The sequence below is a fragment of the Pseudomonas fluorescens genome (genome assembly GCF_030344995.1).
Lineage (GTDB): Bacteria > Pseudomonadota > Gammaproteobacteria > Pseudomonadales > Pseudomonadaceae > Aquipseudomonas > Aquipseudomonas fluorescens_BF.
Window position 1 is genome coordinate 1,253,767 of sequence record NZ_CP128260.1, and the last position, 25,427, is coordinate 1,279,193.

Consider the following 25,427-nt stretch of genomic DNA (forward strand, 5'->3'; position numbering starts at 1 on the left):
CTACAACTTCGGCGAAGGCTGAACGGTCCACTCACAAAAAACGTTGCTACCAGGGTGTTCGAATAATGAATCCACAAGAACTGAAGTCCATCCTCTCCGCCGGCCTGCTGTCGTTCCCGGTGACCGATTTCAATGCTCAGGGCGATTTCAACCGCGCTGGCTACATCAAACGCCTGGAATGGCTGGCCCCGTATGGTGCTTCAGCCCTGTTCGCCGCCGGTGGCACCGGTGAGTTCTTCTCCCTCGCTGCCAGCGAATATTCGGAAATCATCAAGACCGCCGTCGACACCTGCGCCAGCAGCGTGCCGATCCTTGCCGGTGTCGGTGGTTCGACCCGCCAGGCCATCGAATACGCTCAGGAAGCCGAGCGTCTGGGCGCCAAAGGCCTGTTGCTGCTGCCGCACTACCTGACCGAAGCCAGCCAGGACGGCGTTGCCGCCCACGTTGAAGCGGTGTGCAAATCGGTGAACATCGGTGTGGTGGTGTACAACCGCAACGTCTGCCGCCTGACCGCGCCGCTGCTGGAGCGTCTGGCCGAGCGCTGCCCGAACCTGATCGGTTACAAGGACGGTCTCGGTGATATCGAACTGATGGTGTCGATCCGTCGTCGTCTCGGCGATCGCTTCAGCTACCTCGGTGGTCTGCCGACCGCCGAAGTCTACGCCGCTGCCTACAAGGCCCTGGGCGTGCCGGTCTACTCCTCGGCGGTCTTCAACTTCATCCCGAAAACCGCGATGGATTTCTACCACGCGATTGCTCGCGAAGATCACGCCACCGTCGGCAAGATCATCGACGACTTCTTCCTGCCGTACCTGGACATCCGCAACCGCAAAGCCGGCTACGCCGTGAGCATCGTCAAGGCGGGCGCCAAGATCGCCGGCTATGACGCAGGCCCGGTGCGGGCGCCGCTGACCGACCTGACCCGCGAAGAGTACGAAATGCTCGCCGCGCTGATCGACAAGCAAGGTGCGCAGTAACACAACCCTATAAACAAGGCCGCTGAGCGATCAGCGGCCTTTTGCGTCAGGAGAATGATTCGTGACCAAGCGCTATGACAACTACATCAACGGTGAATGGGTCGCCGGCAACGATTACTCGGTCAACATTAACCCGTCCGAGCTGAGCGACACCATCGGCGACTACGCCAAGGCTGACCTGGCTCAGGTCAACGCCGCCATCGACGCCGCCCGCGCTGCGTTCCCGGCTTGGTCGACCTCGGGCATTCAGGCCCGTCACGACTCGCTCGATAAAGTCGGCACCGAAATCCTCGCCCGTCGCGAAGAACTCGGCACCCTGCTGGCCCGGGAAGAGGGCAAGACCTTGCCGGAAGCCATCGGCGAAGTAACCCGCGCCGGTAACATCTTCAAGTTCTTCGCCGGTGAATGCCTGCGTCTGTCTGGCGACTACGTGCCGTCGGTGCGTCCGGGCGTCAACGTTGAAGTCACCCGCGAAGCGCTTGGTGTGGTCGGCCTGATCACCCCGTGGAATTTCCCGATTGCCATCCCGTCGTGGAAAATCGCCCCGGCCCTGGCCTACGGCAACTGCGTGGTGTTGAAGCCGGCGGATCTGGTGCCGGGTTGCGCCTGGGCGCTGGCCGAAATCATCTCCCGTGCAGGCTTCCCGGCCGGCGTGTTCAACCTGGTGATGGGCAGCGGCCGCGTGGTCGGTGAAGCGCTGGTCAACAGCCCGAAAGTCGATGGCATCAGCTTCACCGGCTCCGTTGGTGTGGGCCGTCAGATTGCCGTCAACTGCGTGTCGCGCCAGGCCAAGGTTCAGCTGGAAATGGGCGGCAAAAACCCGCAGATCATTCTCGACGACGCCGACCTCAAGCAGGCGGTCGAGCTGTCGGTGCAGAGCGCGTTCTACTCCACCGGCCAGCGTTGCACCGCGTCGAGCCGCTTGATCGTCACCGCCGGGATTCACGACAAGTTCGTCGAAGCCATGGCCGAGCGCATGAAGTCGATCAAGGTCGGTCACGCGCTGAAGGCCGGCACCGACATCGGTCCGGTGGTCTCGCAGGCGCAGCTTGAACAGGACCTGAAGTACATCGACATCGGCCAGTCCGAAGGTGCGCGCGTGGTCAGCGGCGGTGGTCTGGTGACCTGCGACACCGAAGGCTACTTCCTCGCGCCGACCCTGTTCGCCGACAGCGAAGCGTCGATGCGCATCAGCCGCGAAGAGATCTTCGGCCCGGTGGCCAACGTCGTCCGCGTGGCCGATTACGAGGCTGCACTGGCCATGGCCAACGACACCGAATTCGGCCTGTCGGCGGGCATCGCCACCACGTCGCTGAAGTACGCCAACCACTTCAAGCGTCATTCCCAGGCCGGGATGGTGATGGTCAACCTGCCGACCGCCGGTGTCGATTACCACGTTCCGTTCGGTGGCCGTAAGGGTTCATCCTATGGCTCACGTGAGCAAGGCCGCTATGCGCAAGAGTTCTACACGGTCGTGAAGACCAGCTACATCGGTTCGTAAATCGCTGCACCCGCGCCGGGCCTTCGCCTGAGGCCCTGCGCGGCACAAGACCAAAGAATGTTTTACCCGCATAAAAATAATCAGTGGGAGTACATCTACATGCAATCGTCCAAGCCGACTCACGTCCGCTATTTGATCCTGCTCATGCTGTTCCTGGTGACCACGATCAACTACGCCGACCGCGCCACCATCGCGATCGCCGGTTCCAGTTTGCAAAAAGACCTCGGCATCGACGCGGTCACCCTCGGCTACATCTTCTCTGCATTCGGTTGGGCCTACGTGGCCGGGCAAATTCCCGGTGGCTGGTTGCTCGATCGCTTCGGCTCGAAAAAAGTCTATGCCCTGAGCATCTTCACCTGGTCGCTGTTCACCGTGCTGCAAGGCTTTGTCGGTGAGTTCGGCATGTCCACGGCCATTGTGGCGCTGTTCATGTTGCGCTTCCTGGTCGGTCTGGCCGAGGCGCCATCGTTCCCCGGCAACGCACGCATTGTTGCGGCCTGGTTCCCGACCGCTGAACGCGGCACCGCTTCGGCGATCTTCAACTCGGCGCAATACTTCGCCACCGTGCTGTTCGCACCGCTGATGGGCTGGATCGTGTTCACCTTTGGTTGGGAGCACGTGTTCATCGTCATGGGTATTCTGGGCATCGTGTTCTCGCTGGTCTGGCTGAAGATTATCCACAGCCCGCGTCAACACCCGATGGCCAACGAAGCTGAAGTGAAGTTCATCGCCGACAACGGCGGCATGGTCGACATGGACCAGAAACAAGGCAAAAAGGCTGATGGCCCGAAATGGGATTACATCCGCCAGCTGCTGACCAACCGCATGATGCTCGGCGTGTACCTGGGGCAGTACTGCATCAACGGCATCACCTATTTCTTCCTGACCTGGTTCCCGGTGTACCTGGTGCAGGAGCGCGGCATGACCATCCTCAAGGCGGGTTTCATCGCCTCGTTGCCGGCGATCTGCGGCTTTATCGGTGGCGTCCTCGGCGGGGTGATTTCCGATTACCTGCTGCGCAAGGGCCACTCGCTGACCTTCGCCCGCAAGGCGCCGATCATCGCCGGTCTGCTGGTTTCGAGCAGCATCGTGGCCTGCAACTATGTTGAAGTGGAATGGATGGTGGTCGGCTTCATGGCCCTGGCGTTCTTCGGCAAAGGCGTGGGCGCGCTGGGTTGGGCGGTGGTGTCCGACACTTCGCCGAAACAGATCGCCGGTCTGAGCGGTGGCCTGTTCAACACCTTCGGCAACATCGCGTCGATCACCACCCCGATCGTCATCGGCTACATCATCAGTTCCACCGGTTCGTTCAAATGGGCGCTGGTGTTTGTCGGCGCCAACGCGCTGGTGGCGGTGTTCAGCTACCTGGTGATCGTCGGCCCGATCAAACGTGTGGTACTGAAAGAGCCGCCAACCAATGGCGGTTCCGAAGCGGCTGGTAAATTGTCTCAAGCGCATTCCTGAGGAGCGGCGTCATGCAGTTGATTGAACATTCCGACTCGCCGCGCTACATCCGCCTGCACGAGCGGGACAACGTAGTGGTAGTGGTCAATGACCAGGGCGTTCCGGCCGGCACCGCATTTGCCGATGGCCTGGTGACGGTGGATTTTGTGCCGCAGAGTCACAAGGTCAGCCTCGTGGACATCCCCGAGGGCGGCACGGTGATTCGCTACGGCCAGATCATTGGCTACGCGTTGCAGCCGATTCCCCGTGGCAGTTGGGTCAAGGAAGATCAACTGCGCATGCCGACCGCGCCGCCGCTGGACAGCCTGCCGCTGTCCACCGATGTGCCGGCCGCCCAGGCACCGCTGGAGGGCTTCACATTCGAGGGTTATCGCAACGCCGACGGCACCGTTGGCACGCGCAACATCCTCGGGATCACCACCACCGTGCAATGCGTCACCGGGGTGCTGGATCACGCGGTAAAACGCATCAAGGACGAACTGTTGCCGAAGTACCCGCACGTCGATGACGTGGTGGCGCTGACCCACAGTTACGGTTGCGGCGTGGCCATCACGGCCACCGATGCTTACATCCCGATCCGTACGGTGCGCAATCTCGCGCGCAACCCGAACCTCGGTGGCGAGGCGTTGGTGATCAGTCTGGGTTGCGAGAAATTGCAGGCCGGGCAGGTGATGCACGATGACGACGCGTCGGTGGATCTGAGCGAGCCGTGGCTGTATCGCCTGCAGGATTCCAGTCACGGTTTCACCGAGATGATCGAGCAGATCATGGAACTGGCCGAAGTCCGCCTGAAGAAACTCGACCAGCGCCGCCGGGAAACCGTGCCGGCGTCCGAGCTGATCCTCGGCATGCAGTGCGGCGGCAGTGATGCGTTTTCCGGGATCACCGCCAACCCGGCGCTCGGTTATGCGTCGGACTTGCTGCTGCGGGCGGGGGCGACGGTGATGTTTTCCGAAGTCACCGAAGTGCGCGATGCGATCTACCTGCTGACCTCACGTGCGCAGAGCAAAACCGTTGCCGAGGAACTGGTGCGCGAGATGGACTGGTACGACCGGTACCTTGCCAAAGGCGAGGCGGATCGCAGCGCCAACACCACGCCGGGCAACAAGAAGGGCGGGTTGTCGAACATCGTCGAGAAGTCGTTGGGCTCGATCGTCAAATCCGGCAGCAGTGCGATCAGCGGTGTGCTCGGTCCTGGGGAACGCTTCAAGCAGAAGGGTTTGATTTTCTGTGCGACGCCGGCGAGTGACTTTGTCTGCGGTACGTTGCAACTGGCGGCGGGGATGAACCTGCATGTGTTCACTACCGGGCGTGGTACGCCCTATGGTCTTGCCATGGCGCCGGTGGTGAAGGTTTCGACCCGTACGGAGCTGGCGCAGCGCTGGCCGGATCTGATCGACATCGATGCCGGGCGGATTGCTACCGGACGTGCGTCCATCGAGGAGTTGGGCTGGGAGTTGTTCCACTACTACCTGGATGTGGCGAGCGGCAAACAGCAGACGTGGGCGGAGAAGCACAAGCTGCATAACGACATTACGTTATTCAATCCGGCGCCGATTACTTGATGATCTCGGACAGATCAAAAGCCTTCCCTCACCCCAGCCCTCTCCCGGAGGGAGAGGGGGCCGACCGAGTTATCTTGCGTCAAACATCGACCTGAAAAATCGAGTTGATTATGGATTCAGCGATGTCATTTCAGGTCGGCGGATATTTTGAATATCCCCCGATCGGTTCCCTCTCCCTCCGGGAGAGGGCTAGGGTGAGGGGCTTTTGGCTTATCATTAGAACCCAATGACGCTCACCCAAGGTTACCCCCGGCATGCTGGCAATCTTCCTCGAAACCCTGAACATCACCGCGCCGGTGTTTGCCATGCTGTTTCTCGGTGTGCTGCTCAAACGCATCGACTGGATCAACGACAACTTCATCCACACGGCTTCGTCGCTGGTGTTCAACGTCACCATGCCGGCGCTGCTGTTTCTCGGCATCCTTCACGCCGACCTGCACGCCGCGCTACAACCGGCGCTGCTGATCTATTTCGCCCTCGCCACGCTGCTCAGTTTTGCCGTGGCCTGGGGCTGGGCGATTTTCCGCTGCCCGCGCGAAGATCGCGGCATCTACACGCAAGGCGCGTTTCGCGGCAACAACGGAGTGATCGGCCTGGCGCTGGCCGCGAGCATGTACGGCGACTACGGAATTTCCCTCGGGGCGATTCTCGCGGCGCTGGTGATCCTCTTCTACAACACCCTGTCGACCATCGTGCTGGCGGTGTACAGCCCGGTGATCAAGTCCGATCCGTGGAGTATCTGCAAAAGCGTGGTCAGCAATCCGCTGATCATCAGCGTGATCGCGGCGGCGCCGTTCGCCTATTTCAAGATCGGTCTGCCGGGCTGGCTGGAAACCTCCGGCCAGTATCTGGCGCAAACCACGCTGCCGCTGGCGCTGATCTGCATTGGTGGCACGCTGTCGCTGGCGGCGCTGCGCAAGAGCGGCAACATGGCGCTCAGTTCGAGTCTGGTGAAGATGATCGGCCTGCCGGTGATCGCCACGCTGGGTGCATGGCTGTGGGGCTTTCGCGGGGCGGAGCTGGGGATTCTGTTTCTGTACTTCGGCAGCCCGACCGCCGCCGCCAGTTTTGTCATGGCCCGTGCGGCCCAGGGCAACCATGAACTGGCAGCGGCGATCATCGTGCTGACCACGTTGATGGCGGCGATCACCACCAACATCGGGATCTTCTTTTTGCAATGGGGCGGTTGGATCTGAAGTCTGCGGTTACTCGGGCTTCTGGTAACTGTCGATCACTTCCTGCGCCGCACGAAACGCATCGATCGCCGCTGGCACGCCGGCATACACCGCGCAATGCAGCAGCGCTTCGCGGATCTCATCGACCGTGCAGCCATTGTTCAACGCGCCGCGCACGTGACCCTTCAATTCCTGCGGGCACTTCAGTGCTGTCAGCGCAGCGAGAGTGATCAGGCTGCGGGTTTTTAGCGGCAAACCTTCGCGATTCCAGACGCCGCCCCAGGCGTGTTCGTTGACGAAATCCTGCAAGGGTTGAGTGAACTCGGTGGCATTGCCCAGCGCGCGGTCGACAAACGCGTCGCCCATTACCTGACGGCGGACTTCAACCCCGGACTTCTTCGATTCGGTCATGGCACATCCCTCTTGTGGTGTTGGCGGCGCCAGGCGCGCACGGACGTGAAAAACAGAAACGTCAGCAGCGTCGGCAGCACATAAAACAGCATCAGTCGCTCGAGTTTGCCGGCCAGTGGCATGCCGGTGGTGAACGACACCACGTGCAGCCCGTACGCCAAGTACAAGCCAAGCAGCAACAGGCCTTCAGCCCGTGTCACGCGGTAACCGGAATAGAACACCGGCAGGCACAGCGCGGCGACGCCGAGCATTACCGGCAGGTCGAAATCCAGTGCGTTCGGCGAGACCGACAGCGGTGTCGGCGCGATCAGTGCGGTGAGGCCCAGCACCCCGAGCAGGTTGAGCAGGTTGGCACCGATCACGTTGCCCACGGCGATGTCGCGCTGACCGCGCAACGCGGCGATCAGCGAGGTGGCGAGTTCCGGCAGCGAAGTGCCGACCGCAACCACGGTCAGGCCGATCACGCGTTCGGAGAATCCCAGGTCAGTGGCGACGACCACGGCCGCACCCAGCAGCAGATGCCCGGCGAACACCAGCATGCCCAGACCGCCGACAATCATCAGCAGGCTGGTAAACCACGGCGCCTGCGGATCGTGCGGTTGATCGGAATGCGGTCGGGTCGAGTGCCGCGACTGGCGCAGCAACAACCCGAGGTAAAGCCCTAAGGCGCCAAGCAGCAGTATGCCGTCGAGGCGCCCGAGCTCTTCATTCCACGCCAGCACGAACACCAGCAGGCTGGCGCCGATCATCAACGGGATGTCGAGGCGCACCAGTTGCCGCGATACCCGCAACGGAATGATCAGCGCCGACAGGCCGAGGGTGACGAGAATATTGAAAATGCTGCTGCCGATCACGCTGCTGACGGCGATGTCCGGCGTGTGCGCCTGCACGGCTTGCAGGCTGACGGCCATTTGCGGGGCGCTGCTGCCGAGGGCGACGATGGTCAGGCCGATGATCAGCGGTCGCACATGCAGACGTGCGGCAAGGCGCACCGCGGCGCGCACCATCAGCTCGGCGCCGGCGATCAGCAGGAACAGCCCGCTGAGCAATTCGATCACGCTGATCAGGGGTAAGTCGGTCAGTCCGAAAATGGTGGACGCTCCATCAGTCGTCGAGGGCCTGCACCCGGACCCGGGCGGTCCCACTGCGCAGCATACCGAGCTGTTCGGCCGCCGCACGTGAAACATCGATCAGACGGCCACGGGTGTGCGGGCCACGGTCGTTGATGCGGACCACGACGGACTCATCGTTTTTCAGATTGGTGACCTTCACCCGGGTGCCGAACGGCAATTGGCGGTGGGCGGCGGTCAGGGAATTCTGGTTGAACGCTTCGCCGCTGGCGGTGCGTTTACCGTGGTGCTTGGCACCATAATAGGAGGCGACGCCGGTCTGGTCGTAACCGTGCGGGTCGATGGTGTCGGTGCTGGCGCAACCGGCCAGCAAAGAGAGCAGGGCGCAGGCGCCGAGCAGACGTTTCATTCGAAAGCTCCCAAATAACAATGTGGGAGCGAGCTTGCTCGCGAAGAAGCCGTCACATTCAGCATCAATGTTGAATGTCACGAGGCCTTCGCGGGCAAGTCGGAGCGCCGAACCGCCACTCCCACAGGGAATGGAGCCAGGCTTTGGATCTGGCTCCATTGTGGTCAGCCTTCGAGCTTGCTTTTCAGCAGTTCGTTCACTTGCTGCGGGTTGGCCTTGCCTTTGGAGGCTTTCATGGCCTGACCGACGAAGAAACCGAACATCTTGCCGCGCTTGGCTTCGTCTGCCGCACGGTATTGCTCGACCTGCTCGGCGTTGGCCGCGAGCATTTCGTCCAGTACCGCCGAGATCGCACCGGTGTCGGTGACTTGCTTCAGGCCGCGCTTTTCGATGATCTCGTCTGCGCTGCCTTCGCCGTTGGCCATCGCTTCGAACACCACCTTGGCGATCTTGCCGGAGATGGTGTTGTCCTTGATGCGCTGCAGCATGCCGCCCAGTTGCTCGGCCGAAACCGGCGAATCCTCGATGTCCAGGTTCTGCTTGTTGAGCAGGCTGCCCAACTCGACCATCACCCAGTTTGCCGCCAGTTTGGCGTCGCCGCCAATGCTCGCGACTTTCTCGAAGTAGTCCGCCTGCTCACGGCTGGTGGCCAGCACGTTGGCGTCATAGGCCGACAGACCGAACGCACTCTGGAAGCGCTCGCGTTTCTGCGGTGGCAGCTCCGGCAGGGTGGCGCGCACGTCGTTGAGGAACGAGTCCTCGATGACCACCGGCAGCAGGTCCGGATCGGGGAAGTAACGGTAGTCGTTGGCTTCTTCCTTGCTGCGCATCGGACGGGTTTCGTCCTTGTTCGGATCGTACAGACGGGTCTGCTGGATCACTTTGCCGCCGTCTTCGATCAGGTCGATCTGACGCTGGATCTCGGAGTTGATCGCCTTCTCGATGAAACGGAACGAGTTGACGTTCTTGATCTCGCAGCGGGTGCCGAACTCGACCTGGCCTTTCGGACGGATCGACACGTTGCAGTCGCAACGCAGCGAACCTTCGGCCATGTTGCCGTCGCAGATGCCCAGGTAACGCACCAGCGCGTGGATCGCCTTGACGTAGGCCACGGCTTCCTTGGCGCTGCGCATGTCAGGCTCGGAAACGATTTCCAGCAGCGGCGTGCCGGCACGGTTCAGGTCGATGCCGGTGGCACCGCTGAATTCTTCGTGCAGGCTCTTGCCGGCGTCTTCTTCCAGGTGCGCGCGGGTGATGCCGACGCGTTTGACCGTGCCGTCTTCCAGGGCGATGTCCAGGTGGCCCTTGCCGACGATCGGCAATTCCATCTGGCTGATCTGGTAGCCCTTCGGCAGGTCCGGGTAGAAATAGTTTTTACGCGCGAACACGTTGTGCTGACCGATCTCGGCGTCAATCGCCAGACCGAACATCACCGCCATGCGCACCGCTTCCTGGTTCAGCACCGGCAGCACGCCGGGCATGCCCAGGTCGATCAGGCTGGCCTGGGTGTTCGGCTCGGAGCCGAACGTGGTGGAACTACCGGAAAAGATTTTCGACCGGGTGGTGAGCTGGGTGTGAATCTCCAGCCCGATCACGACTTCCCATTGCATGTGTGTCTCCTCAGAAGCCGGTTGGGGTGCGGGTGTGCCAGTCAGTGTTCAACTGATACTGGTGGGCAACGTTCAACAGGCGACCTTCCTGGAAATACGGAGCTAGCAGCTGCACGCCAACCGGCAGGCCGTCGACAAAACCGGCCGGCATCGACAGGCCCGGCAGGCCCGCGAGGTTGGCGGTGATGGTGTAGACGTCTTCCAGGTAGGCAGCGACCGGGTCGCTGTTCTTGGCGCCGAGTTTCCAGGCCGGGTTTGGCGTGGTCGGGCCGAGGATGATGTCGACTTCATTAAAGGCAGCCATGAAGTCGTTCTTCACCAGGCGACGGATCTTCTGCGCTTTCAGGTAGTAGGCGTCGTAGTAACCGGCGGACAGCGCGTAGGCACCGACCATGATCCGGCGCTGTACTTCAGCCCCGAAGCCTTCGCCACGGGAGCGCTTGTACAGGTCTTCCAGGTTCTTCGGATCTTCGCAGCGGTGGCCGAAGCGCACGCCGTCGAATCGCGACAGGTTGGACGAAGCTTCTGCCGGGGCGATCACGTAGTACGCAGGAATCGCGTGCTGCATGTTCGGCAGGCTGATTTCCTTGATCACGGCACCGAGCTTCTGCAGCTCTTTAATGCTGTTCTGGATCAGGTCGGCGATGCGCGGGTCGAGGCCGGCACCGAAGTATTCCTTCGGCACGCCGATGCGCAGGCCTTGCAGCGAACCGTTCAGACCAGCGGCGTAGTCTGGCACTGGCTCATCGATGCTGGTGGAGTCGTTCGGATCGAAGCCGGCCATACCTTGCAACAAAATTGCGCAGTCTTCGGCAGTGCGAGCCAGAGGGCCGCCCTGATCGAGGCTGGAGGCGTAAGCGATCATGCCCCAGCGCGAAACGCGACCGTAGGTCGGTTTCAGGCCGGTGAGGTTGGTGAAAGCGGCCGGTTGGCGGATCGAGCCGCCGGTGTCGGTGGCCGTCGCGGCTGGCAACAGACGAGCGGCAACTGCCGCTGCCGAGCCACCGGACGAACCGCCCGGCACGTGTTCCAGGTTCCACGGGTTTTTCACCGCGCCGTACCAGCTCGACTCGTTGGCCGAACCCATGGCGAATTCGTCCATGTTGGTCTTGCCCAGGGTCACGGTGCCGGCGGCAGCCAACTTCGACACCACGGTGGCGTCATACGGAGCCTTGAAGTTGTCGAGCATCTTCGAGCCGCAGCTGGTGCGGATGCCCTGGGTGCAGAACAGGTCTTTGTGAGCAATCGGCGCGCCCAGCAGCGCGCCACTCTCACCGTTGGCCCGGCGCGCATCGGCGGCTTTCGCCTGCTCGAGGGCCAGCTCTTCGGTGAGGCTGATGAAACTGTTGAGCTGCGGATCGAGCTGGGTAATGCGCGCCAGCAGGACTTTGGTCAGCTCTTCGGAAGAAAACTTTTTATCGGCGAGACCGCGGGCGATCTCGGCCAGAGTCAATTGATGCATTGCAGGCTCTTTCCCTTTAGTCGATGACTTTCGGAACCAGATACAGGCCGTTTTCGACCGCTGGTGCGATGGACTGATAAGCCTCGCGGTTATTGCTTTCGGTCACGACGTCGGCGCGCAGGCGCTGACTGGCTTCCAGCGGGTGGGCCAGCGGCTCGATACCGTCGGTATCGACCGCCTGCATTTCGTCGACCAGCCCGAGAATGCTGTTGAGGGCCGAAGTGATATGTGGAAGATCGGCGTCATTAAGGCCAAGGCTGGCCAGATGAGCGATTTTTTCCACGTCGGAGCGTTCTAGCGCCATCGGGTTTCTCCAGTGGAAAACAGGACGGACGGCGTCCGTGTGTTAGATTGTCGGAACACTACCGCACTTCTACGGTCATAAGGCCGCGATTGTGGGGCTTGGTGCACAGAAAAGCGGCCAATTTAACATATTGGCGCCTTGCCCAAAATCCCTGTCGTTGTTAGAGTTTGCCGCACTTTTTTACCCACGCGTTGCCTAGGGTCCCTTTCCCATGTTCAAGAAACTGCGTGGCATGTTTTCCAGCGATCTTTCCATTGACCTGGGCACTGCCAACACCCTTATTTACGTGCGCGAGCGCGGTATCGTCCTGAATGAGCCATCGGTTGTGGCCATTCGGACACACGGTAACCAGAAAAGTGTCGTCGCTGTCGGCACCGAAGCGAAGCGCATGCTTGGCCGTACGCCGGGCAACATTGCTGCCATTCGTCCGATGAAGGACGGCGTGATCGCCGACTTCAGCGTCTGCGAAAAGATGCTGCAATACTTTATTAACAAGGTTCACGAAAACAGCTTTCTGCAGCCCAGCCCTCGTGTGCTGATCTGCGTTCCATGCAAGTCCACCCAGGTTGAGCGTCGTGCCATCCGTGAATCGGCCCTTGGCGCCGGTGCCCGTGAAGTGTTCCTGATCGAAGAGCCGATGGCCGCTGCGATCGGTGCCGGCCTGCCGGTTGAAGAGGCTCGCGGTTCGATGGTCGTGGATATCGGTGGTGGTACTACCGAAATCGCGCTGATCTCCCTGAACGGTGTGGTCTATGCCGAATCCGTACGCGTTGGCGGCGACCGCTTCGACGAAGCGATCATCACCTACGTGCGCCGCAACTACGGCAGCCTGATCGGCGAATCCACCGCCGAGCGCATCAAGCAGGAAATCGGCACGGCCTACCCGGGCGGCGAAGTTCGCGAAGTCGACGTTCGCGGTCGCAACCTGGCCGAAGGCGTTCCACGCGCATTCACCCTGAACTCCAACGAAGTGCTGGAAGCTCTGCAAGAGTCGCTGGCTACCATCGTTCAGGCCGTGAAAAGTGCTCTGGAGCAATCGCCGCCGGAACTGGCTTCCGACATCGCCGAGCGTGGCCTGGTGCTGACCGGTGGTGGCGCGCTGCTGCGTGACCTCGACAAGCTGCTGGCCCAGGAAACCGGTCTGCCGGTGATCGTTGCCGAAGATCCGCTGACCTGCGTCGCTCGCGGCGGTGGCCGTGCATTGGAAATGATGGACAAGCACACCATGGACCTGCTCTCCAGCGAATAATCGCCGGGTGCAATACGTGGGTGAGCGCACAGGCAGCACTTTGCAGTGCTGCCTGTTGGCGTTTATCTTCTGTCAGTCTTCATCCAGGCCGGTTTGATGCCGTATGAATAAACAGAACATTTGCCTGGGAGGAGCGGCTTATTAAACCGCTTTTCGCCAAGGGCCCCTCACTGGGCGTGCGCTTGTTGGTGCTGGCCGTGCTATCGGTCGCGCTGATGGTCGTTGACGCGCGTTTCAGCCTGCTTAAACCCGTACGCAGCCAGGCCTCGCTGGTGCTGATGGACGCCTACTGGATTACTGACCTGCCCGGACGGTTGTGGGAAGGTATCGCCAGCCAGTTCGGCAGTCGCACCGAGCTCGTCGCCGAAAATGAAAAACTCAAGTCGGAGAACCTGCTGTTGCAGGGTCGCATGCAGAAGCTTGCCGCCCTCACCGAGCAGAACGTCCGTCTGCGCGAGTTGCTCAATTCCTCCGCGCTGGTCAACGAGAAGGTCGAAGTGGCCGAGCTGATCGGCATGGACCCCAACCCTTTCACCCATCGCATCATCATCAATAAAGGTGAGCGTGATGGCGTGGTGCTCGGTCAGCCGGTGCTCGATGCGCGCGGCCTGATGGGGCAGGTGGTCGAGTTGATGCCGTACACCTCCCGTGTGTTGCTGCTGACCGACTCGACCCACAGCATTCCCGTGCAAGTGAACCGTAACGGTCTGCGGGCGATCGCCAGCGGCACCGGTAACCCTGAGCGTCTGGAGCTGCGCCACGTGGCGGACACCGCCGACGTCAAGGAAGGCGATCTGCTGGTCAGCTCTGGCTTGGGTCAGCGCTTCCCGGCCGGTTATCCGGTGGCCACGGTCAAGGAAGTTATCCACGATTCCGGCCAGCCTTTCGCCATTGTTCGCGCCGTGCCGACCGCCGCACTGAACCGCAGTCGTTACCTGCTGCTGGTGTTCAGTGACAACCGCACCGCCGAAGAACGTGCCAACGATGCCGCACAGGCGCAGGAAAACCTCGATGCCTTTGGTGGCGGTCCGGTAATTCCGGCCACGGTGCCGAAAGTCGTCACTCCGCCTGCCGCAGCCGCAGCAGCAAACCCTGCCACGGCGACGCCGGCTGCGCCTGCCGCCAGTACCACGCCGGCCAAACCCGCTGCAAGCAAACCGCCTGCAGCCACACCAGCGGCCAGCAAACCGCCGGCGAATCAGCCGGCGGCCCGACCAGCGGCCAAACCGCCTGTCACTGCGCCGGCTACCACCGGGAGGCAAGAATAATGGTCGGGGCTACCGCATCGCGTAACGGCTGGATTGTCTGGCTGACGTTTATCATCGGCATACTGCTGAGTGTGTCGCCACTGCCCATTTTCATGGAAATCCTGCGCCCGCTGTGGCTGGCCTTGCTCCTGACTTTCTGGGCGTTGTATCTGCCGCATACCGTCGGCATGGTCACGGCCTTCTGTCTGGGACTGGCCGAGGACGTTCTGCAGGGTGATCTGCTCGGTCAGAATGCCTTGATCCTGACGCTGATCACGTTCCTGGTGCTGTCGTTGCAGCAACGTCTGCGAATGTTCCCGATGTGGCAGCAGAGTCTGGTGATCCTGGTGATCTTCGGCCTCGCCCAGCTCGTACAGCTCTGGCTCAGTGCCTTGACCGGCAACCGTCAGCCGACCCTCGCGCTGGTCCTGCCGGCACTGGTCAGTGCCTTGCTCTGGCCATGGGTCAGCTTCGCTTTGCGTGGATTGCGCCGGCGCTACAAAATCAACTGATTCGGTCAGGCATTTGCCCGCACCTCGACAGGGAGATGTCTTGATGAAAAAGCTTTACCTCGCCTCAGGATCGCCGCGTCGGCGTGAATTGCTCACGCAGATCGGCATCCCGTTTACCGCCATCAGCGCGGATATCGATGAATCCCCTCTAGCCAATGAATCCCCATCGGCCTACGTCGAGCGCCTGGCGCGCGGCAAGGCGGAGGCCGGGCGGCGCACCGTCGTTTCCGAGATCCCGTTTTGCGTATTGGGCGCCGATACCGCGGTGGTGCTGGACGGCAAAATTCTTGGCAAACCGGTGGACGAAGCCGACGCATGCGCCATGCTGATGATGTTGTCCGGCAAGGAGCATGAAGTGCTGACGGCGATTGCCGTGCTCGACGGCGAGCGCTGCGAGGCGCGGGTGGTGCGCAGTCTGGTGCGTTTCCGGTCGATCAGCCGCGAAGAAGCCGCCGCCTACTGGGCCAGCGGCGAGCCCCGGGACAAGGCGGGTGGCTATGGCATTCAGGGGCTCGGCGCGGTGTTCGTCGCCGGCCTCAATGGCAGTTACTCGGCAGTCGTCGGGCTGCCGGTGTGCGAAAGCGCAGAACTGCTCGGCCATTTCGGCATACCCTGTTGGCAAACCCTGAACGCGCAATGAGCGTCGAACGGACAAGATGCGGCCATTATCGTGAACATGCCTGAACGAGACCCTGCCATGAGTGAAGAGATTCTGATCAACATCACGCCGATGGAATCGCGCGTGGCGGTGGTCGAAAACGGTGTGCTGCAAGAAGTGCACGTCGAGCGTACGCAAAAACGCGGGATCGTCGGCAACATCTATAAAGGCAAGGTGGTGCGGGTCCTGCCGGGCATGCAGGCGGCCTTCGTCGACATCGGCCTGGATCGCGCGGCCTTCATTCACGCCTCGGAAATTTCCCTGCGCGAAGGCCCGGCGGTAGAAAGCATCAGCGCTCTGGTGCACGAAGGCCAGAGCCTGGTGGTGCAGGTCACCAAGGATCCGATCGGTTCCAAAGGTGCGCGCCTGACCACTCAACTGTCGATTCCGTCGCGCTATCTGGTGTACATGCCGCGCACCGCCCACGTCGGCATTTCTCTGAAGATCGAAGACGAAGCCGAGCGCGAACGCCTCAAGCAGGTGGTCAGCGATTGCGTGGCCAAAGAAGGCATCAAGGAGGCTGGCGGCTTCATTTTGCGCACCGCTGCCGAAGGTGCCGGGGCCGATGAGATCCTGATGGACATCCGCTACCTGCGCCGCCTGTGGGATCAGATCAACGAACAGATCAAGACCATCGGCGCACCGAGCGTGATCTACGAAGACCTCGGCCTGGCGCTGCGCACCCTGCGCGATCTGGTCAGCCCGAAGATCGAGAAGATCCGCATCGACTCCCGGGAAACCTTCCAGAAGACCACGCAGTTCGTCGCCGAACTGATGCCGGAAATCGCCGATCGTCTGGAACACTACCCGGGTGAACGACCGATTTTCGACCTGTACGGCGTCGAAGACGAAATCCAGAAAGCCCTGGAGCGCAAGGTGCCGCTGAAGTCCGGCGGCTATCTGGTGATCGATCCGGCGGAAGCCATGACCACCATCGACGTGAACACCGGGGCGTTCGTCGGTCATCGCAACCTCGAAGAAACCATCTTCAAGACCAACCTCGAAGCCGCGACCGCAATTGCCCGGCAGATGCGCCTGCGCAATCTGGGCGGGATCATCATCATCGACTTCATCGACATGGAAGACGAAGAGCACCAGCGTCAGGTGCTGCGTACCCTGGAGAAGCAGCTGGAGCGCGATCACGCCAAGACCAACATCATCGGTATCACCGAGTTGGGCCTGGTGCAGATGACGCGCAAGCGCACCCGCGAAAGCCTCGAGCAGGTGCTGTGCGAACCGTGCAGCAGTTGTCAGGGCCGGGGCAAGCTGAAAACCCCGGAAACCATTTGCTACGAGATTTTCCGCGAGATCCTGCGTGAAGCCCGGGCCTATCAGGCCGAGGGTTATCGGGTGCTGGCGAACCAGAAAGTGGTGGATCGCCTGCTCGATGAAGAGTCCGGTAACGTGGCCGAACTTGAAGGTTTCATCGGGCGCACCATACGCTTCCAGGTAGAAACCATGTATTCCCAGGAACAATATGACGTGGTGCTGCTCTGAACCCCTGCGTCACCCTTTTCCTGAAACGGCTGGCCTCAGCTTTTTGCAGTATTTTTGCCATGGGAGCCAACTGACATGGAACGTCTGACACGCATTTTGGCCGCACTGACCCGCTGGGGTCTGGGCCTGTGCGCGTTGGTTCTGGTATTGATGGCGTTGTACGTCAGTCTCGGCCGGGAACTCACGCCACTGGTGGCCGAATACCGCACCGATATCGAAGACAAGGCCAGTGCCGCCCTGGGCATGCCGCTGCAGATCGGCGAGCTGGAAGGCAACTGGAGCGGATTTGCCCCGATTCTGCTGGCTCACGACGTGATGGTCGGCAGCGGCGCCAATGCCTTGCGCCTGGATCGGGTGCGCGCAGTGCCTGACCTCTGGGCCAGTCTGCTGGCCCGCGAAGTGCGCATCGCCCATCTTGAACTCAACGGCCTGAAGATCAGCCTCAAGGAAGGCGAAGACGGAAAGTGGGCGCTGGAAGGCTTGCCGGTGCAGCAGGATCAGCCCATGGATCCCGAGCAACTGTTCAACCGCATGCAAATGATTCAGCAACTGTCGGTGCTCGACAGTCAGGTGACCTTGCAGCCGCGGGAGCAGGCACCGCTGACCCTCACGTATGTCGGCCTCAATCTCAAGACCGGCACCAGCCGTCAGCGTCTAGATGCACGATTGACCCTGCCCGACGGCCAGCCCGTGGCGCTGAGCCTGCGCACGCGGATTCGTGCGAGCGAGTGGCAGAACAGCGAAGTGGAAGGATATGTCAGCCTGCCGCAGAGCGACTGGTCGAAATGGCTGCCCGAGCGCGTGACCCAGCAATGGAATTTCTCCGAGATCAAGGCCGGTGGCGAGCTGTGGGTCAACTGGCGCGAGGGGGCGTTGCAGAGTGCTGCGATCCGTCTCAACGCGCCGCAACTGACTGGTGCCTACGCCGAGCGCAAGCCGATCCAGATCAACAATCTGGCTCTCAACGGCTACTTCCAGCGCGGTCCCGAGGGGGTCACTGTCACGCTTGATTCGCTGGCGATGAATTTCGGCGAAACCCGCTGGGAATCGCATGTGCAGATCAAACAGACTGCCGCCACCGACAAGACCGAAGAACTCTGGCATTTGCAGGCCGACCGGCTCGACCTGACCCCGATCACACCCTTGCTCAATGCACTTGGCCCATTGCCCCAAGGCTTCGCCACCGTGGTCGAGCGCCTGAAGGTGACTGGCGGTCTGCGTAATGTGCTGCTGGATTTTCGCCCGAACGCCACTGATGACAGCAAATTCAGCTTCGCCGCCAACCTTGATCAGGTCGGCTTCGACGCCTATCACGGTGCGCCGGCCGCGCGGAACGTCAGCGGCAGTCTCAGCGGCAACCTCGGCGGCGGTGAGTTGCGCATGGACAGCAAGGATTTCGTCCTGCACCTCGATCCGATTTTCGCCAAGCCATGGCAATACATTCAGGCTAACGCCCGGTTGACCTGGAAACTCGATAAAGAAGGTTTCACCCTGATCGCGCCGTACCTCAAGGTGCTCGGCGAGGAAGGCAAGATTGCCGGCGACTTCCTGATCCGCCTGCATTTCGATCACAGCCAGGAAGACTACATGGACCTGCGGGTCGGCCTGGTGGATGGCGACGGTCGCTACACCGCCAAGTACCTGCCTGAAGTCCTGAGCCCGGCCCTCGACGAATGGCTGCGCACGGCGATTCTCAAGGGCGCGGTGGATCAGGGCTTCTTCCAGTATCAGGGTTCGCTGAACAAGAACGCCGGGGAGGCGGATCGCAGCATCAGTCTGTTCTTCAAGGTGCATGATGCCGAGCTGGCGTTCCAGCCGGGCTGGCCGCACGTGAGCAAGGTCAGCGGTGATGTGTTCATCGAAGACAGCGGCGTGCGGATTCTCGCCAGCAAAGGCCAGTTGCTCGACACACAGGTCAGCGATGTCTTCGTCAATATTCCCCATGTGCCGAGCGGCGAGCACAGCCACATGTTCCTCGACGGCAGCTTTGCCGGCGGTCTGGGCGATGGGCTGAAGATTCTTCAGGAAGCGCCGATCGGCACCGCCGACACCTTCGCCGGTTGGGAAGGCGACGGTGACCTGCAGGGCAAGCTCAAACTCGATGTGCCGTTGGCCAAGGACGATCAGCCGAAAATCCTCGTCGATTTCAAAACCGCCAATGCGCGATTGAAGCTGGCGGAGCCGAAGCTCGAACTGAGCCAGCTCAAGGGTGATTTCCGCTTCGACAGCGCCAAGGGTCTGAGCGGGCAGAACATCAGTGCCCGTGCCTTCGACAAACCGGTCACCGCGCAGATCTTCGCCGACGGCGGCCCCGGCAAGCTCAAGACCCGGGTAGCAGCGTCAGGGCAGGTCGAGGTCAAGAAACTCACCGACTGGCTGGGCGTGACCCAGCCGTTGCCGGTGTCCGGGACCATCCCTTACCAGTTGCAAGTGAATCTGGACGGCGCGGACAGCCAGTTGATGGTCAGCTCAAGCCTGAAGGGCGTGGCGGTGGATCTGCCGGCGCCGTTCGGCATGGCGGCCGATGTCGGGCGTGACACGGTGTTCCGCATGACGTTGCAGGGGCAGGAGCGGCGTTACTGGGTCAATTACGATCAACTGGCCAACTTCACTTTCGCCGCGCCACCGAGCAGTTTCGCCGATGGCCGTGGCGAATTGTTCCTCGGCGCCGGCGAAGCCGTATTGCCGGGTAACAAAGGCTTGCGGATACGCGGCGTGTTGTCCGAGTTGGACGTAAAACCCTGGCAGGATCTCCTGGACAAGTACGCCGGCCAGGATCCGGGCGGTAACGCCAAGCAGTTGCTCAGCAGCGCGGACTTCAAGATCGGCAAACTCACGGCCTTCGGCACCACGCTGGATCAGGCGGCAGTGCAGGTGAATCGCAAGCCCGGCGCCTGGGCTCTGGCCCTCGACAGTCAGCAGGCCAAAGGCACGGCCGGTATTCCCGACGCCAAAGGCGCGCCGATTGCGGTGAACCTGCAATACGTGCGGTTGCCGGCGCCGGACCCGACGGTGCAGGCCGACGAAAATGCGCCGGACCCTCTGGCCTCGGTCGATCCGAGCAAGATTCCGGCGCTGGATATCACCATCAATCAATTGTTCCAGGGCCAGGATCTGGTCGGTGGCTGGTCGCTCAAGGTTCGGCCGACCGCCAAGGGAATCGCGCTGAATAATCTCGATCTGGGCCTCAAGGGCATCCTCCTGCAGGGCAGCGGCGGCTGGGAAGGAACGCCCGGTGCCACGACCAGTTGGTACAAGGGACGGATCGGCGGCAAGAACCTCGCCGATGTCCTCAAGGGCTGGGGGTTTGCGCCGAGCGTGACCAGTGAAGAATTCCACATGGATGTCGACGGCCGTTGGCCGGGCTCACCTGCGTGGCTGGCGACCAAACGTTTCTCCGGCACCCTCGATGCGTCGTTGAATAAAGGTCAGTTTGTTGAAGTGGAGGGCGGCGCTCAGGCATTACGGGTGTTCGGTCTGCTCAACTTCAACTCGATCGGCCGGCGTTTGCGTCTCGACTTCTCCGATCTGTTCGGCAAAGGCTTGAGCTATGACCGGGTCAAGGGATTGCTGGTGGCGACCAACGGCGTGTATGTGACGAAAGAGCCGATCAAACTGACCGGTCCTTCGAGCAATCTTGAACTGGACGGCACGCTGGATCTGGTGGGCGACAAGGTGGATGCCAAATTGCTGGTGACTTTGCCGGTAACCAATAACCTGCCGATTGCTGCGCTGATTGTCGGCGCGCCGGCAGTCGGCGGCGCATTGTTCCTGATCGACAAGCTGATCGGCGATCGCGTGGCGCGGTTTGCCAGCGTCAAATACACCGTCAAAGGCCCGTGGAAAGAGCCGAAAATCACCTTCGACAAGCCTTTTTGAACAGCCAGCCCCTGAACCGATGGAGTAGCATGGCCGCATACCTCTTGCGGAGTGCGCCATGTCTTTAGCGGTGATTCAAATGGTCAGCCAGAGCGATGTGCTGGCCAATCTGCGCGATGCCCGACGTTTGCTCGAACAGGCGGCCAACGCTGGCGCGAAGCTGGCCGTGCTGCCGGAAAACTTCGCGGCCATGGGTCGTCGCGACATCGCCGACATCGGCCGCGCCGAAGCGCTCGGCGAAGGCCCGATCCTGCCGTGGTTGAAACAGACCGCCCGCGACCTCAGGTTATGGATTGTGGCCGGGACCTTGCCGTTGCCGCCGGTGGGACAGCCTGAGGCCAAGTCCCATGCCTGCTCGTTGCTGGTGGACGATCAGGGCGAAATCGTTGCCCGCTATGACAAGTTGCACCTGTTCGATGTCGACGTAGCGGACAATCGCGGCCGTTACCGCGAATCCGATGACTATGCTTATGGCAGTGGCGTGGTGGTCGCGGACACGCCGGTCGGCCGAATCGGCCTGACGGTGTGTTACGACCTGCGCTTTCCGGAGCTGTACAGCGAGTTGCGTGCGGCAGGGGCTGAACTGATTACCGCACCGTCGGCCTTCACCGCGGTGACCGGTGCGGCGCACTGGGACGTATTGATCCGGGCACGGGCGATTGAAACCCAGTGCTATGTGCTGGCGGCCGCCCAGGGCGGAACGCATCCGGGGCCGAGGGAAACCTTTGGCCACGGTGCGATTGTCGACCCGTGGGGACGCGTGCTGGCGCAGCAGGAACAAGGTGAAGCCGTATTGCTGGCCGAGCGCGACAGCAATGAACAGGCGTCCATCCGGGCGCGAATGCCGGTGACGGGTCATCGGCGGTTTTTTTCGCAGGGCGCACAGCGACCTGCTTCAGAACACGAATTTAAGGCGTAAAACCTATGAGCGAGTTGTTGTCCTCAGTCAGTGATCACCTGTTGGCGCCCGGCGGCGTGACGATCGAGAGCCTGCAAGGCGTGCTCGGTGATCTGGCGGGTCCAGGCATCGATGCGGCCGACCTGTATTTCCAGGGGCAGATTTCCGAATCCTGGTCGCTGGAAGACGGCATCGTCAAGGAAGGCAGTTTCAACCTCGACCAGGGTGTCGGCGTGCGGGCGCAGTCCGGTGAGAAAACCGGTTTTGCCTACAGCAACGCGATCACCCTCGAAGCCCTTGGCGCGGCCGCCCGTGCGGCCCGTTCGATTTCCCGCGCCGGGCAGAACGGCACGGTGCAGGCGTTCAGTACGCAGGACGTCGCCCAGTTGTATGCGCCGGATAACCCGCTGGAAGTGCTGAGCCGCGCTGAAAAAGTCGAACTGCTCAAGCGCATCGATGTTGCGACCCGCGCCCTCGACCCGCGTATCCAGCAGGTCAGCGTCAGCATGGCCGGAGTCTGGGAACGTATTCTGGTGGCATCGACCGACGGTGGCCTGGCTGCCGATGTGCGTCCACTGGTGCGCTTCAACGTCAGCGTGATCGTCGAGCAGAACGGCCGTCGCGAGCGCGGCGGTCACGGCGGCGGCGGGCGTACCGACTACCGTTATTTCCTCGCCGAAGACCGCGCCATGGGTTATGCCCGTGAAGCGCTGCGTCAGGCGCTGGTGAATCTGGAAGCGATTCCGGCACCGGCCGGCACATTGCCGGTTGTTCTGGGCTCGGGCTGGTCCGGGGTGCTGCTGCACGAAGCGGTCGGCCACGGTCTGGAAGGCGACTTCAACCGCAAGGGCAGTTCGGCCTACAGCGGGCGCATGGGCGAGATGGTTGCTTCCAAGCTCTGCACCATCGTCGATGACGGTACGCTAGCCGGCCGTCGCGGTTCCCTGAGCGTCGACGACGAAGGCACCCCGACCGAGTGCACCACGCTGATCGAGAACGGCGTGCTCAAGGGCTACATGCAGGACAAGCTCAATGCGCGGCTGATGGGCGTTGCCCGCACCGGCAACGGTCGCCGTGAATCCTACGCGCACCTGCCGATGCCTCGGATGACCAACACTTACATGCTCGGCGGCCAGAGTGATCCGGCGGAAATCATCGCCTCGGTGAAGAAGGGTATCTACTGCGCCAACCTCGGCGGCGGTCAGGTCGACATCACCAGCGGCAAGTTCGTGTTCTCCACCAGCGAGGCGTATCTGATCGAGGACGGCAAGATCACCGCGCCGGTCAAAGGCGCAACGTTGATCGGCAACGGTCCGGAAGCGATGAGCCGGGTGTCGATGGTCGGTAACGATCTGGCGCTGGACAGCGGTGTGGGGACTTGCGGCAAGGACGGGCAGTCGGTGCCGGTGGGTGTCGGTCAGCCGACGCTGAAGATCGGTGCGATCACCGTGGGTGGCACGGGCGCATAAGAAGGGATGGAGCTTCGGGTGGCGCGCGGTGCGGCCACCCGGTGGCGAATATCAGCGCAGACCGCGTTGAGTCTCGTCCAGCTCACGGATGTACTTGAAGATTTTACGGCTCGAGGCAGGAGGCTTGTTATGCGCAACCTCGTGCTGGGCCTGACGGATCAGGGAACGCAGTTGCTGGCGGTCGGCGTCCGGGTAATCGACGACGAATTTCTCCAGCACGGCATCGTCACCGGCAATCAGGCGGTCACGCCAGCGTTCGAGGTTGTGGAAACGCTCGTTGTACTGACGGGTAGAGGCATCGAGTTGATCGAGCAAGGTGAGAATCGCGTCAGTGTCCTGATCGCGCATCAGTTTGCCGATGAACTGCAAATGCCGTTTACGCGCGATGTTCGCGGTGTGCTTGGGCGCATCGGCCAGGGCCCGGCGCAAGGCGTCGGTCAGTGGCAGTTTTGCCTGCAAGTCGGGCTTGAGCGTTGTAAGGCGCTCGCCAAGGTCAACCAGAGCATGCAGCTCGCGTTTGACCTGGGATTTGCTTTTTTCTCCCGTATCGAGGGAGTCGTCGTAAGAATCAACCATGGTGGCAGTCCGCAAAGAAACGCCGCCATGATAACCAGTCGGGGGCCGCTTGTCCGGCCCGGTCGCTCGAAGGCCCCAGCCGAAAGCAGAATTTGAGTGGAGATGAGCATGAGTGCAGTTGAAAGCGTCGGCCCACAGGCATTGCCGGCACTGCAGGAACAGGTCGAGCAAATCATCGCCGAAGCCAAGCGTCAGGGTGCCAGTGCCTGCGAAGTGGCGGTGTCGCTGGAACAGGGCCTGTCGACGTCGGTGCGTCAACGTGAAGTCGAGACGGTCGAGTTCAACCGCGATCAGGGTTTTGGCATCACGTTATACGTCGGTCAGCGCAAAGGCTCGGCCAGCACCTCCGCCACCGGGCCGGAGGCGATTCGCGAGACCGTCGCTGCGGCGCTGGCAATTGCCAAGCACACCTCCGAAGATGAAGCCTCGGGGCTGGCTGATGCCGCGCTGATGGCCCGGGATATTCAGGATTTCGACCTGTTCCATCAATGGGACATTACGCCGGAGCAGGCCATTGAGAAGGCGTTGCTCTGCGAAGCCGCTGCGTTCGACGCCGATGCCCGCATCAAGAATGCCGATGGCACCACGTTGAGCACCCATCAGGGCTGCCGCGTGTATGGCAACAGCCATGGTTTCATCGGCGGTTATGCCTCGACCCGGCACAGCCTGAGTTGCGTGATGATCGCCGAGGCCGATGGCCAGATGCAGCGCGATTATTGGTATGACGTGAACCGTCAGGGCAGTTTGCTGGCGGATCCGGTGAGCATTGGTCAGCGCGCGGCACAGCGCGCGGCGAGCCGTCTGGGGGCGCGCCCGGTGCCGACCTGCGAAGTGCCGGTTTTGTTTTCGGCGGAACTGGCGGGCGGGTTGTTCGGCAGCTTCCTGTCGGCGATTTCCGGCGGCAGTCTGTACCGCAAATCATCGTTCCTCGAAGGCACTCTGGGGCAGAAGCTGTTCCCGGAATGGCTGACCATCGACGAGCGTCCACACCTGATGCGTGCCATGGGGAGTGCGTCGTACGACGGTGACGGGCTGGCGACCTATGCCAAACCGTTCGTCGAAAAGGGTGAGTTGGTCTCGTACATCCTTGGCACTTATTCCGGTCGCAAACTGGGCATGCCGAGCACCGCCAACGCGGGTGGCGTGCATAACCTGTTCGTCACTCATGGCGATGAAGATCAGGCGGCCTTGCTGCGGCGCATGGGACGTGGGTTGCTGGTCACCGAGCTGATGGGCCATGGCCTGAACATGGTGACCGGTGATTATTCGCGCGGTGCGGCGGGTTTCTGGGTCGAGAACGGTGAAATCCAGTTCGCAGTGCAGGAAGTGACCATCGCCGGCAACATGCGCGACATGTTCAAGCAGATCGTCGCAGTCGGTAACGATCTGGAACTGCGCAGCAACATTCGCACGGGTTCGGTGTTGATCGAGAAGATGACTGTCGCGGGCAGTTAAGCTCCAGGCAGGTATAAAAAAGGCGCGGCACCCGATCGG

21 protein-coding genes are annotated in these 25,427 nt (G+C 61.6%); 14 read left to right on the forward strand and 7 right to left on the reverse strand.

The window, feature by feature from the left end:
- The first annotated feature begins 65 nt into the window (after positions 1-65).
- The 5 genes from kdgD to QR290_RS05540 all read left to right on the forward strand — a co-directional run bounded on the left by kdgD (position 66) and on the right by QR290_RS05540 (position 6,703).
- Positions 66-977, forward strand: a complete 912-nt coding sequence (kdgD, locus tag QR290_RS05520; RefSeq protein ID WP_007953624.1) for a 5-dehydro-4-deoxyglucarate dehydratase — start codon at positions 66-68, stop codon at positions 975-977.
- Positions 978-1,038: 61 nt separating this feature from the next.
- On the forward strand, positions 1,039-2,478 hold the full coding sequence (locus QR290_RS05525) for an aldehyde dehydrogenase family protein (RefSeq protein ID WP_289204511.1): 1,440 nt from the start codon (positions 1,039-1,041) through the stop codon (positions 2,476-2,478).
- 99 nt (positions 2,479-2,577) lie between these two features.
- The gene (locus QR290_RS05530; protein ID WP_115079899.1) at positions 2,578-3,942 is read left to right on the forward strand and encodes an MFS transporter; all 1,365 of its coding nucleotides are present in this window, start codon (positions 2,578-2,580) and stop codon (positions 3,940-3,942) included.
- 11 nt (positions 3,943-3,953) lie between these two features.
- Entirely contained in the window at positions 3,954-5,507 is a 1,554-nt protein-coding gene (gene garD, locus QR290_RS05535; protein ID WP_289204512.1) for a galactarate dehydratase, read from the forward strand.
- A 254-nt stretch (positions 5,508-5,761) separates the two neighbouring features.
- On the forward strand, positions 5,762-6,703 hold the full coding sequence (locus QR290_RS05540) for an AEC family transporter (protein WP_289204513.1): 942 nt from the start codon (positions 5,762-5,764) through the stop codon (positions 6,701-6,703).
- 9 nt (positions 6,704-6,712) lie between these two features.
- Here QR290_RS05540 and QR290_RS05545 read toward each other — a convergent pair whose 3' ends face one another.
- From QR290_RS05545 to gatC, 6 genes are all read right to left on the reverse strand, one after another.
- On the reverse strand, positions 6,713-7,093 hold the full coding sequence (locus QR290_RS05545) for a carboxymuconolactone decarboxylase family protein (protein WP_011332452.1): 381 nt from the start codon (positions 7,091-7,093) through the stop codon (positions 6,713-6,715).
- On the reverse strand, positions 7,090-8,151 hold the full coding sequence (locus QR290_RS05550) for a calcium/sodium antiporter (RefSeq protein ID WP_115076545.1): 1,062 nt from the start codon (positions 8,149-8,151) through the stop codon (positions 7,090-7,092). Before QR290_RS05550 ends, QR290_RS05545 begins: the two co-directional genes overlap by 4 nt.
- Positions 8,152-8,197: 46 nt before the next feature.
- The gene (locus tag QR290_RS05555) at positions 8,198-8,572 is read right to left on the reverse strand and encodes a septal ring lytic transglycosylase RlpA family protein (protein WP_039769262.1); all 375 of its coding nucleotides are present in this window, start codon (positions 8,570-8,572) and stop codon (positions 8,198-8,200) included.
- 164 nt (positions 8,573-8,736) lie between these two features.
- Positions 8,737-10,182, reverse strand: a complete 1,446-nt coding sequence (gene gatB, locus QR290_RS05560) for an Asp-tRNA(Asn)/Glu-tRNA(Gln) amidotransferase subunit GatB (RefSeq protein WP_085608071.1) — start codon at positions 10,180-10,182, stop codon at positions 8,737-8,739.
- 10 nt (positions 10,183-10,192) lie between these two features.
- A complete protein-coding gene (gene gatA / locus QR290_RS05565; protein WP_129972347.1) occupies positions 10,193-11,644 on the reverse strand; it encodes an Asp-tRNA(Asn)/Glu-tRNA(Gln) amidotransferase subunit GatA in 1,452 nt (483 codons plus the stop codon).
- 16 nt (positions 11,645-11,660) lie between these two features.
- Positions 11,661-11,948 carry an Asp-tRNA(Asn)/Glu-tRNA(Gln) amidotransferase subunit GatC gene (gene gatC, locus QR290_RS05570; protein WP_085698446.1) on the reverse strand — a complete coding sequence of 96 codons (288 nt, stop codon included), beginning with the start codon at positions 11,946-11,948 and terminating at the stop codon, positions 11,661-11,663.
- A gap of 211 nt (positions 11,949-12,159) precedes the next feature.
- Between gatC and mreB the strand changes: the two genes are divergently transcribed.
- From mreB to tldD, 8 genes are all read left to right on the forward strand, one after another.
- Positions 12,160-13,197 (forward strand): rod shape-determining protein MreB, encoded by a 1,038-nt coding sequence (gene mreB / locus QR290_RS05575; protein WP_002555108.1) that lies wholly within the window; start codon positions 12,160-12,162, stop codon positions 13,195-13,197.
- Between the two features lie 140 nt (positions 13,198-13,337).
- Positions 13,338-14,465 (forward strand): rod shape-determining protein MreC, encoded by a 1,128-nt coding sequence (gene mreC / locus QR290_RS05580; RefSeq protein ID WP_289205270.1) that lies wholly within the window; start codon positions 13,338-13,340, stop codon positions 14,463-14,465.
- Positions 14,465-14,956 carry a rod shape-determining protein MreD gene (gene mreD, locus QR290_RS05585; protein ID WP_115076548.1) on the forward strand — a complete coding sequence of 164 codons (492 nt, stop codon included), beginning with the start codon at positions 14,465-14,467 and terminating at the stop codon, positions 14,954-14,956. Before mreC ends, mreD begins: the two co-directional genes overlap by 1 nt.
- A gap of 43 nt (positions 14,957-14,999) precedes the next feature.
- The gene (locus QR290_RS05590; protein ID WP_289204514.1) at positions 15,000-15,596 is read left to right on the forward strand and encodes a Maf family protein; all 597 of its coding nucleotides are present in this window, start codon (positions 15,000-15,002) and stop codon (positions 15,594-15,596) included.
- A gap of 57 nt (positions 15,597-15,653) precedes the next feature.
- Entirely contained in the window at positions 15,654-17,111 is a 1,458-nt protein-coding gene (gene rng, locus QR290_RS05595; protein WP_007953605.1) for a ribonuclease G, read from the forward strand.
- Between the two features lie 75 nt (positions 17,112-17,186).
- A complete protein-coding gene (locus QR290_RS05600) occupies positions 17,187-20,990 on the forward strand; it encodes a YhdP family protein (RefSeq protein ID WP_289204515.1) in 3,804 nt (1,267 codons plus the stop codon).
- 58 nt (positions 20,991-21,048) lie between these two features.
- Positions 21,049-21,909: a carbon-nitrogen hydrolase family protein gene (locus QR290_RS05605; RefSeq protein ID WP_115076551.1), complete on the forward strand. Its 861-nt coding sequence runs from the start codon at positions 21,049-21,051 to the stop codon at positions 21,907-21,909.
- A 5-nt stretch (positions 21,910-21,914) separates the two neighbouring features.
- Positions 21,915-23,357, forward strand: a complete 1,443-nt coding sequence (gene tldD / locus QR290_RS05610; RefSeq protein ID WP_289204516.1) for a metalloprotease TldD — start codon at positions 21,915-21,917, stop codon at positions 23,355-23,357.
- Between the two features lie 51 nt (positions 23,358-23,408).
- Here the strand turns inward: tldD and yjgA are convergent, their stop codons facing one another.
- Entirely contained in the window at positions 23,409-23,933 is a 525-nt protein-coding gene (yjgA, locus tag QR290_RS05615; protein WP_115076552.1) for a ribosome biogenesis factor YjgA, read from the reverse strand.
- A 108-nt stretch (positions 23,934-24,041) separates the two neighbouring features.
- Here yjgA and pmbA point away from each other — a divergent pair, with 108 nt between their 5' ends.
- Positions 24,042-25,388, forward strand: a complete 1,347-nt coding sequence (gene pmbA, locus QR290_RS05620) for a metalloprotease PmbA (RefSeq protein ID WP_435875074.1) — start codon at positions 24,042-24,044, stop codon at positions 25,386-25,388.
- Positions 25,389-25,427: the final 39 nt, after the last annotated feature.

Excerpts from the sequence above, each read along its gene's own strand:
- kdgD (WP_007953624.1), top strand. The coding sequence starts at position 66 with ATGAATCCACAAGAACTGAAGTCCATCCTCTCCGCCGGCCTGCTGTCG.
- QR290_RS05530 (WP_115079899.1), top strand. The coding sequence starts at position 2,578 with ATGCAATCGTCCAAGCCGACTCACGTCCGCTATTTGATCCTGCTCATG.
- garD (WP_289204512.1), top strand. The coding sequence starts at position 3,954 with ATGCAGTTGATTGAACATTCCGACTCGCCGCGCTACATCCGCCTGCAC.
- QR290_RS05540 (WP_289204513.1), top strand. The coding sequence starts at position 5,762 with ATGCTGGCAATCTTCCTCGAAACCCTGAACATCACCGCGCCGGTGTTT.
- QR290_RS05545 (WP_011332452.1), bottom strand. The coding sequence starts at position 7,093 with ATGACCGAATCGAAGAAGTCCGGGGTTGAAGTCCGCCGTCAGGTAATG.
- QR290_RS05555 (WP_039769262.1), bottom strand. The coding sequence starts at position 8,572 with ATGAAACGTCTGCTCGGCGCCTGCGCCCTGCTCTCTTTGCTGGCCGGT.
- gatB (WP_085608071.1), bottom strand. The coding sequence starts at position 10,182 with ATGCAATGGGAAGTCGTGATCGGGCTGGAGATTCACACCCAGCTCACC.
- gatA (WP_129972347.1), bottom strand. The coding sequence starts at position 11,644 with ATGCATCAATTGACTCTGGCCGAGATCGCCCGCGGTCTCGCCGATAAA.
- gatC (WP_085698446.1), bottom strand. The coding sequence starts at position 11,948 with ATGGCGCTAGAACGCTCCGACGTGGAAAAAATCGCTCATCTGGCCAGC.
- mreB (WP_002555108.1), top strand. The coding sequence starts at position 12,160 with ATGTTCAAGAAACTGCGTGGCATGTTTTCCAGCGATCTTTCCATTGAC.
- mreD (WP_115076548.1), top strand. The coding sequence starts at position 14,465 with ATGGTCGGGGCTACCGCATCGCGTAACGGCTGGATTGTCTGGCTGACG.
- QR290_RS05590 (WP_289204514.1), top strand. The coding sequence starts at position 15,000 with ATGAAAAAGCTTTACCTCGCCTCAGGATCGCCGCGTCGGCGTGAATTG.
- rng (WP_007953605.1), top strand. The coding sequence starts at position 15,654 with ATGAGTGAAGAGATTCTGATCAACATCACGCCGATGGAATCGCGCGTG.
- QR290_RS05600 (WP_289204515.1), top strand. The coding sequence starts at position 17,187 with ATGGAACGTCTGACACGCATTTTGGCCGCACTGACCCGCTGGGGTCTG.
- QR290_RS05605 (WP_115076551.1), top strand. The coding sequence starts at position 21,049 with ATGTCTTTAGCGGTGATTCAAATGGTCAGCCAGAGCGATGTGCTGGCC.
- tldD (WP_289204516.1), top strand. The coding sequence starts at position 21,915 with ATGAGCGAGTTGTTGTCCTCAGTCAGTGATCACCTGTTGGCGCCCGGC.
- yjgA (WP_115076552.1), bottom strand. The coding sequence starts at position 23,933 with ATGGTTGATTCTTACGACGACTCCCTCGATACGGGAGAAAAAAGCAAA.
- pmbA (WP_435875074.1), top strand. The coding sequence starts at position 24,042 with ATGAGTGCAGTTGAAAGCGTCGGCCCACAGGCATTGCCGGCACTGCAG.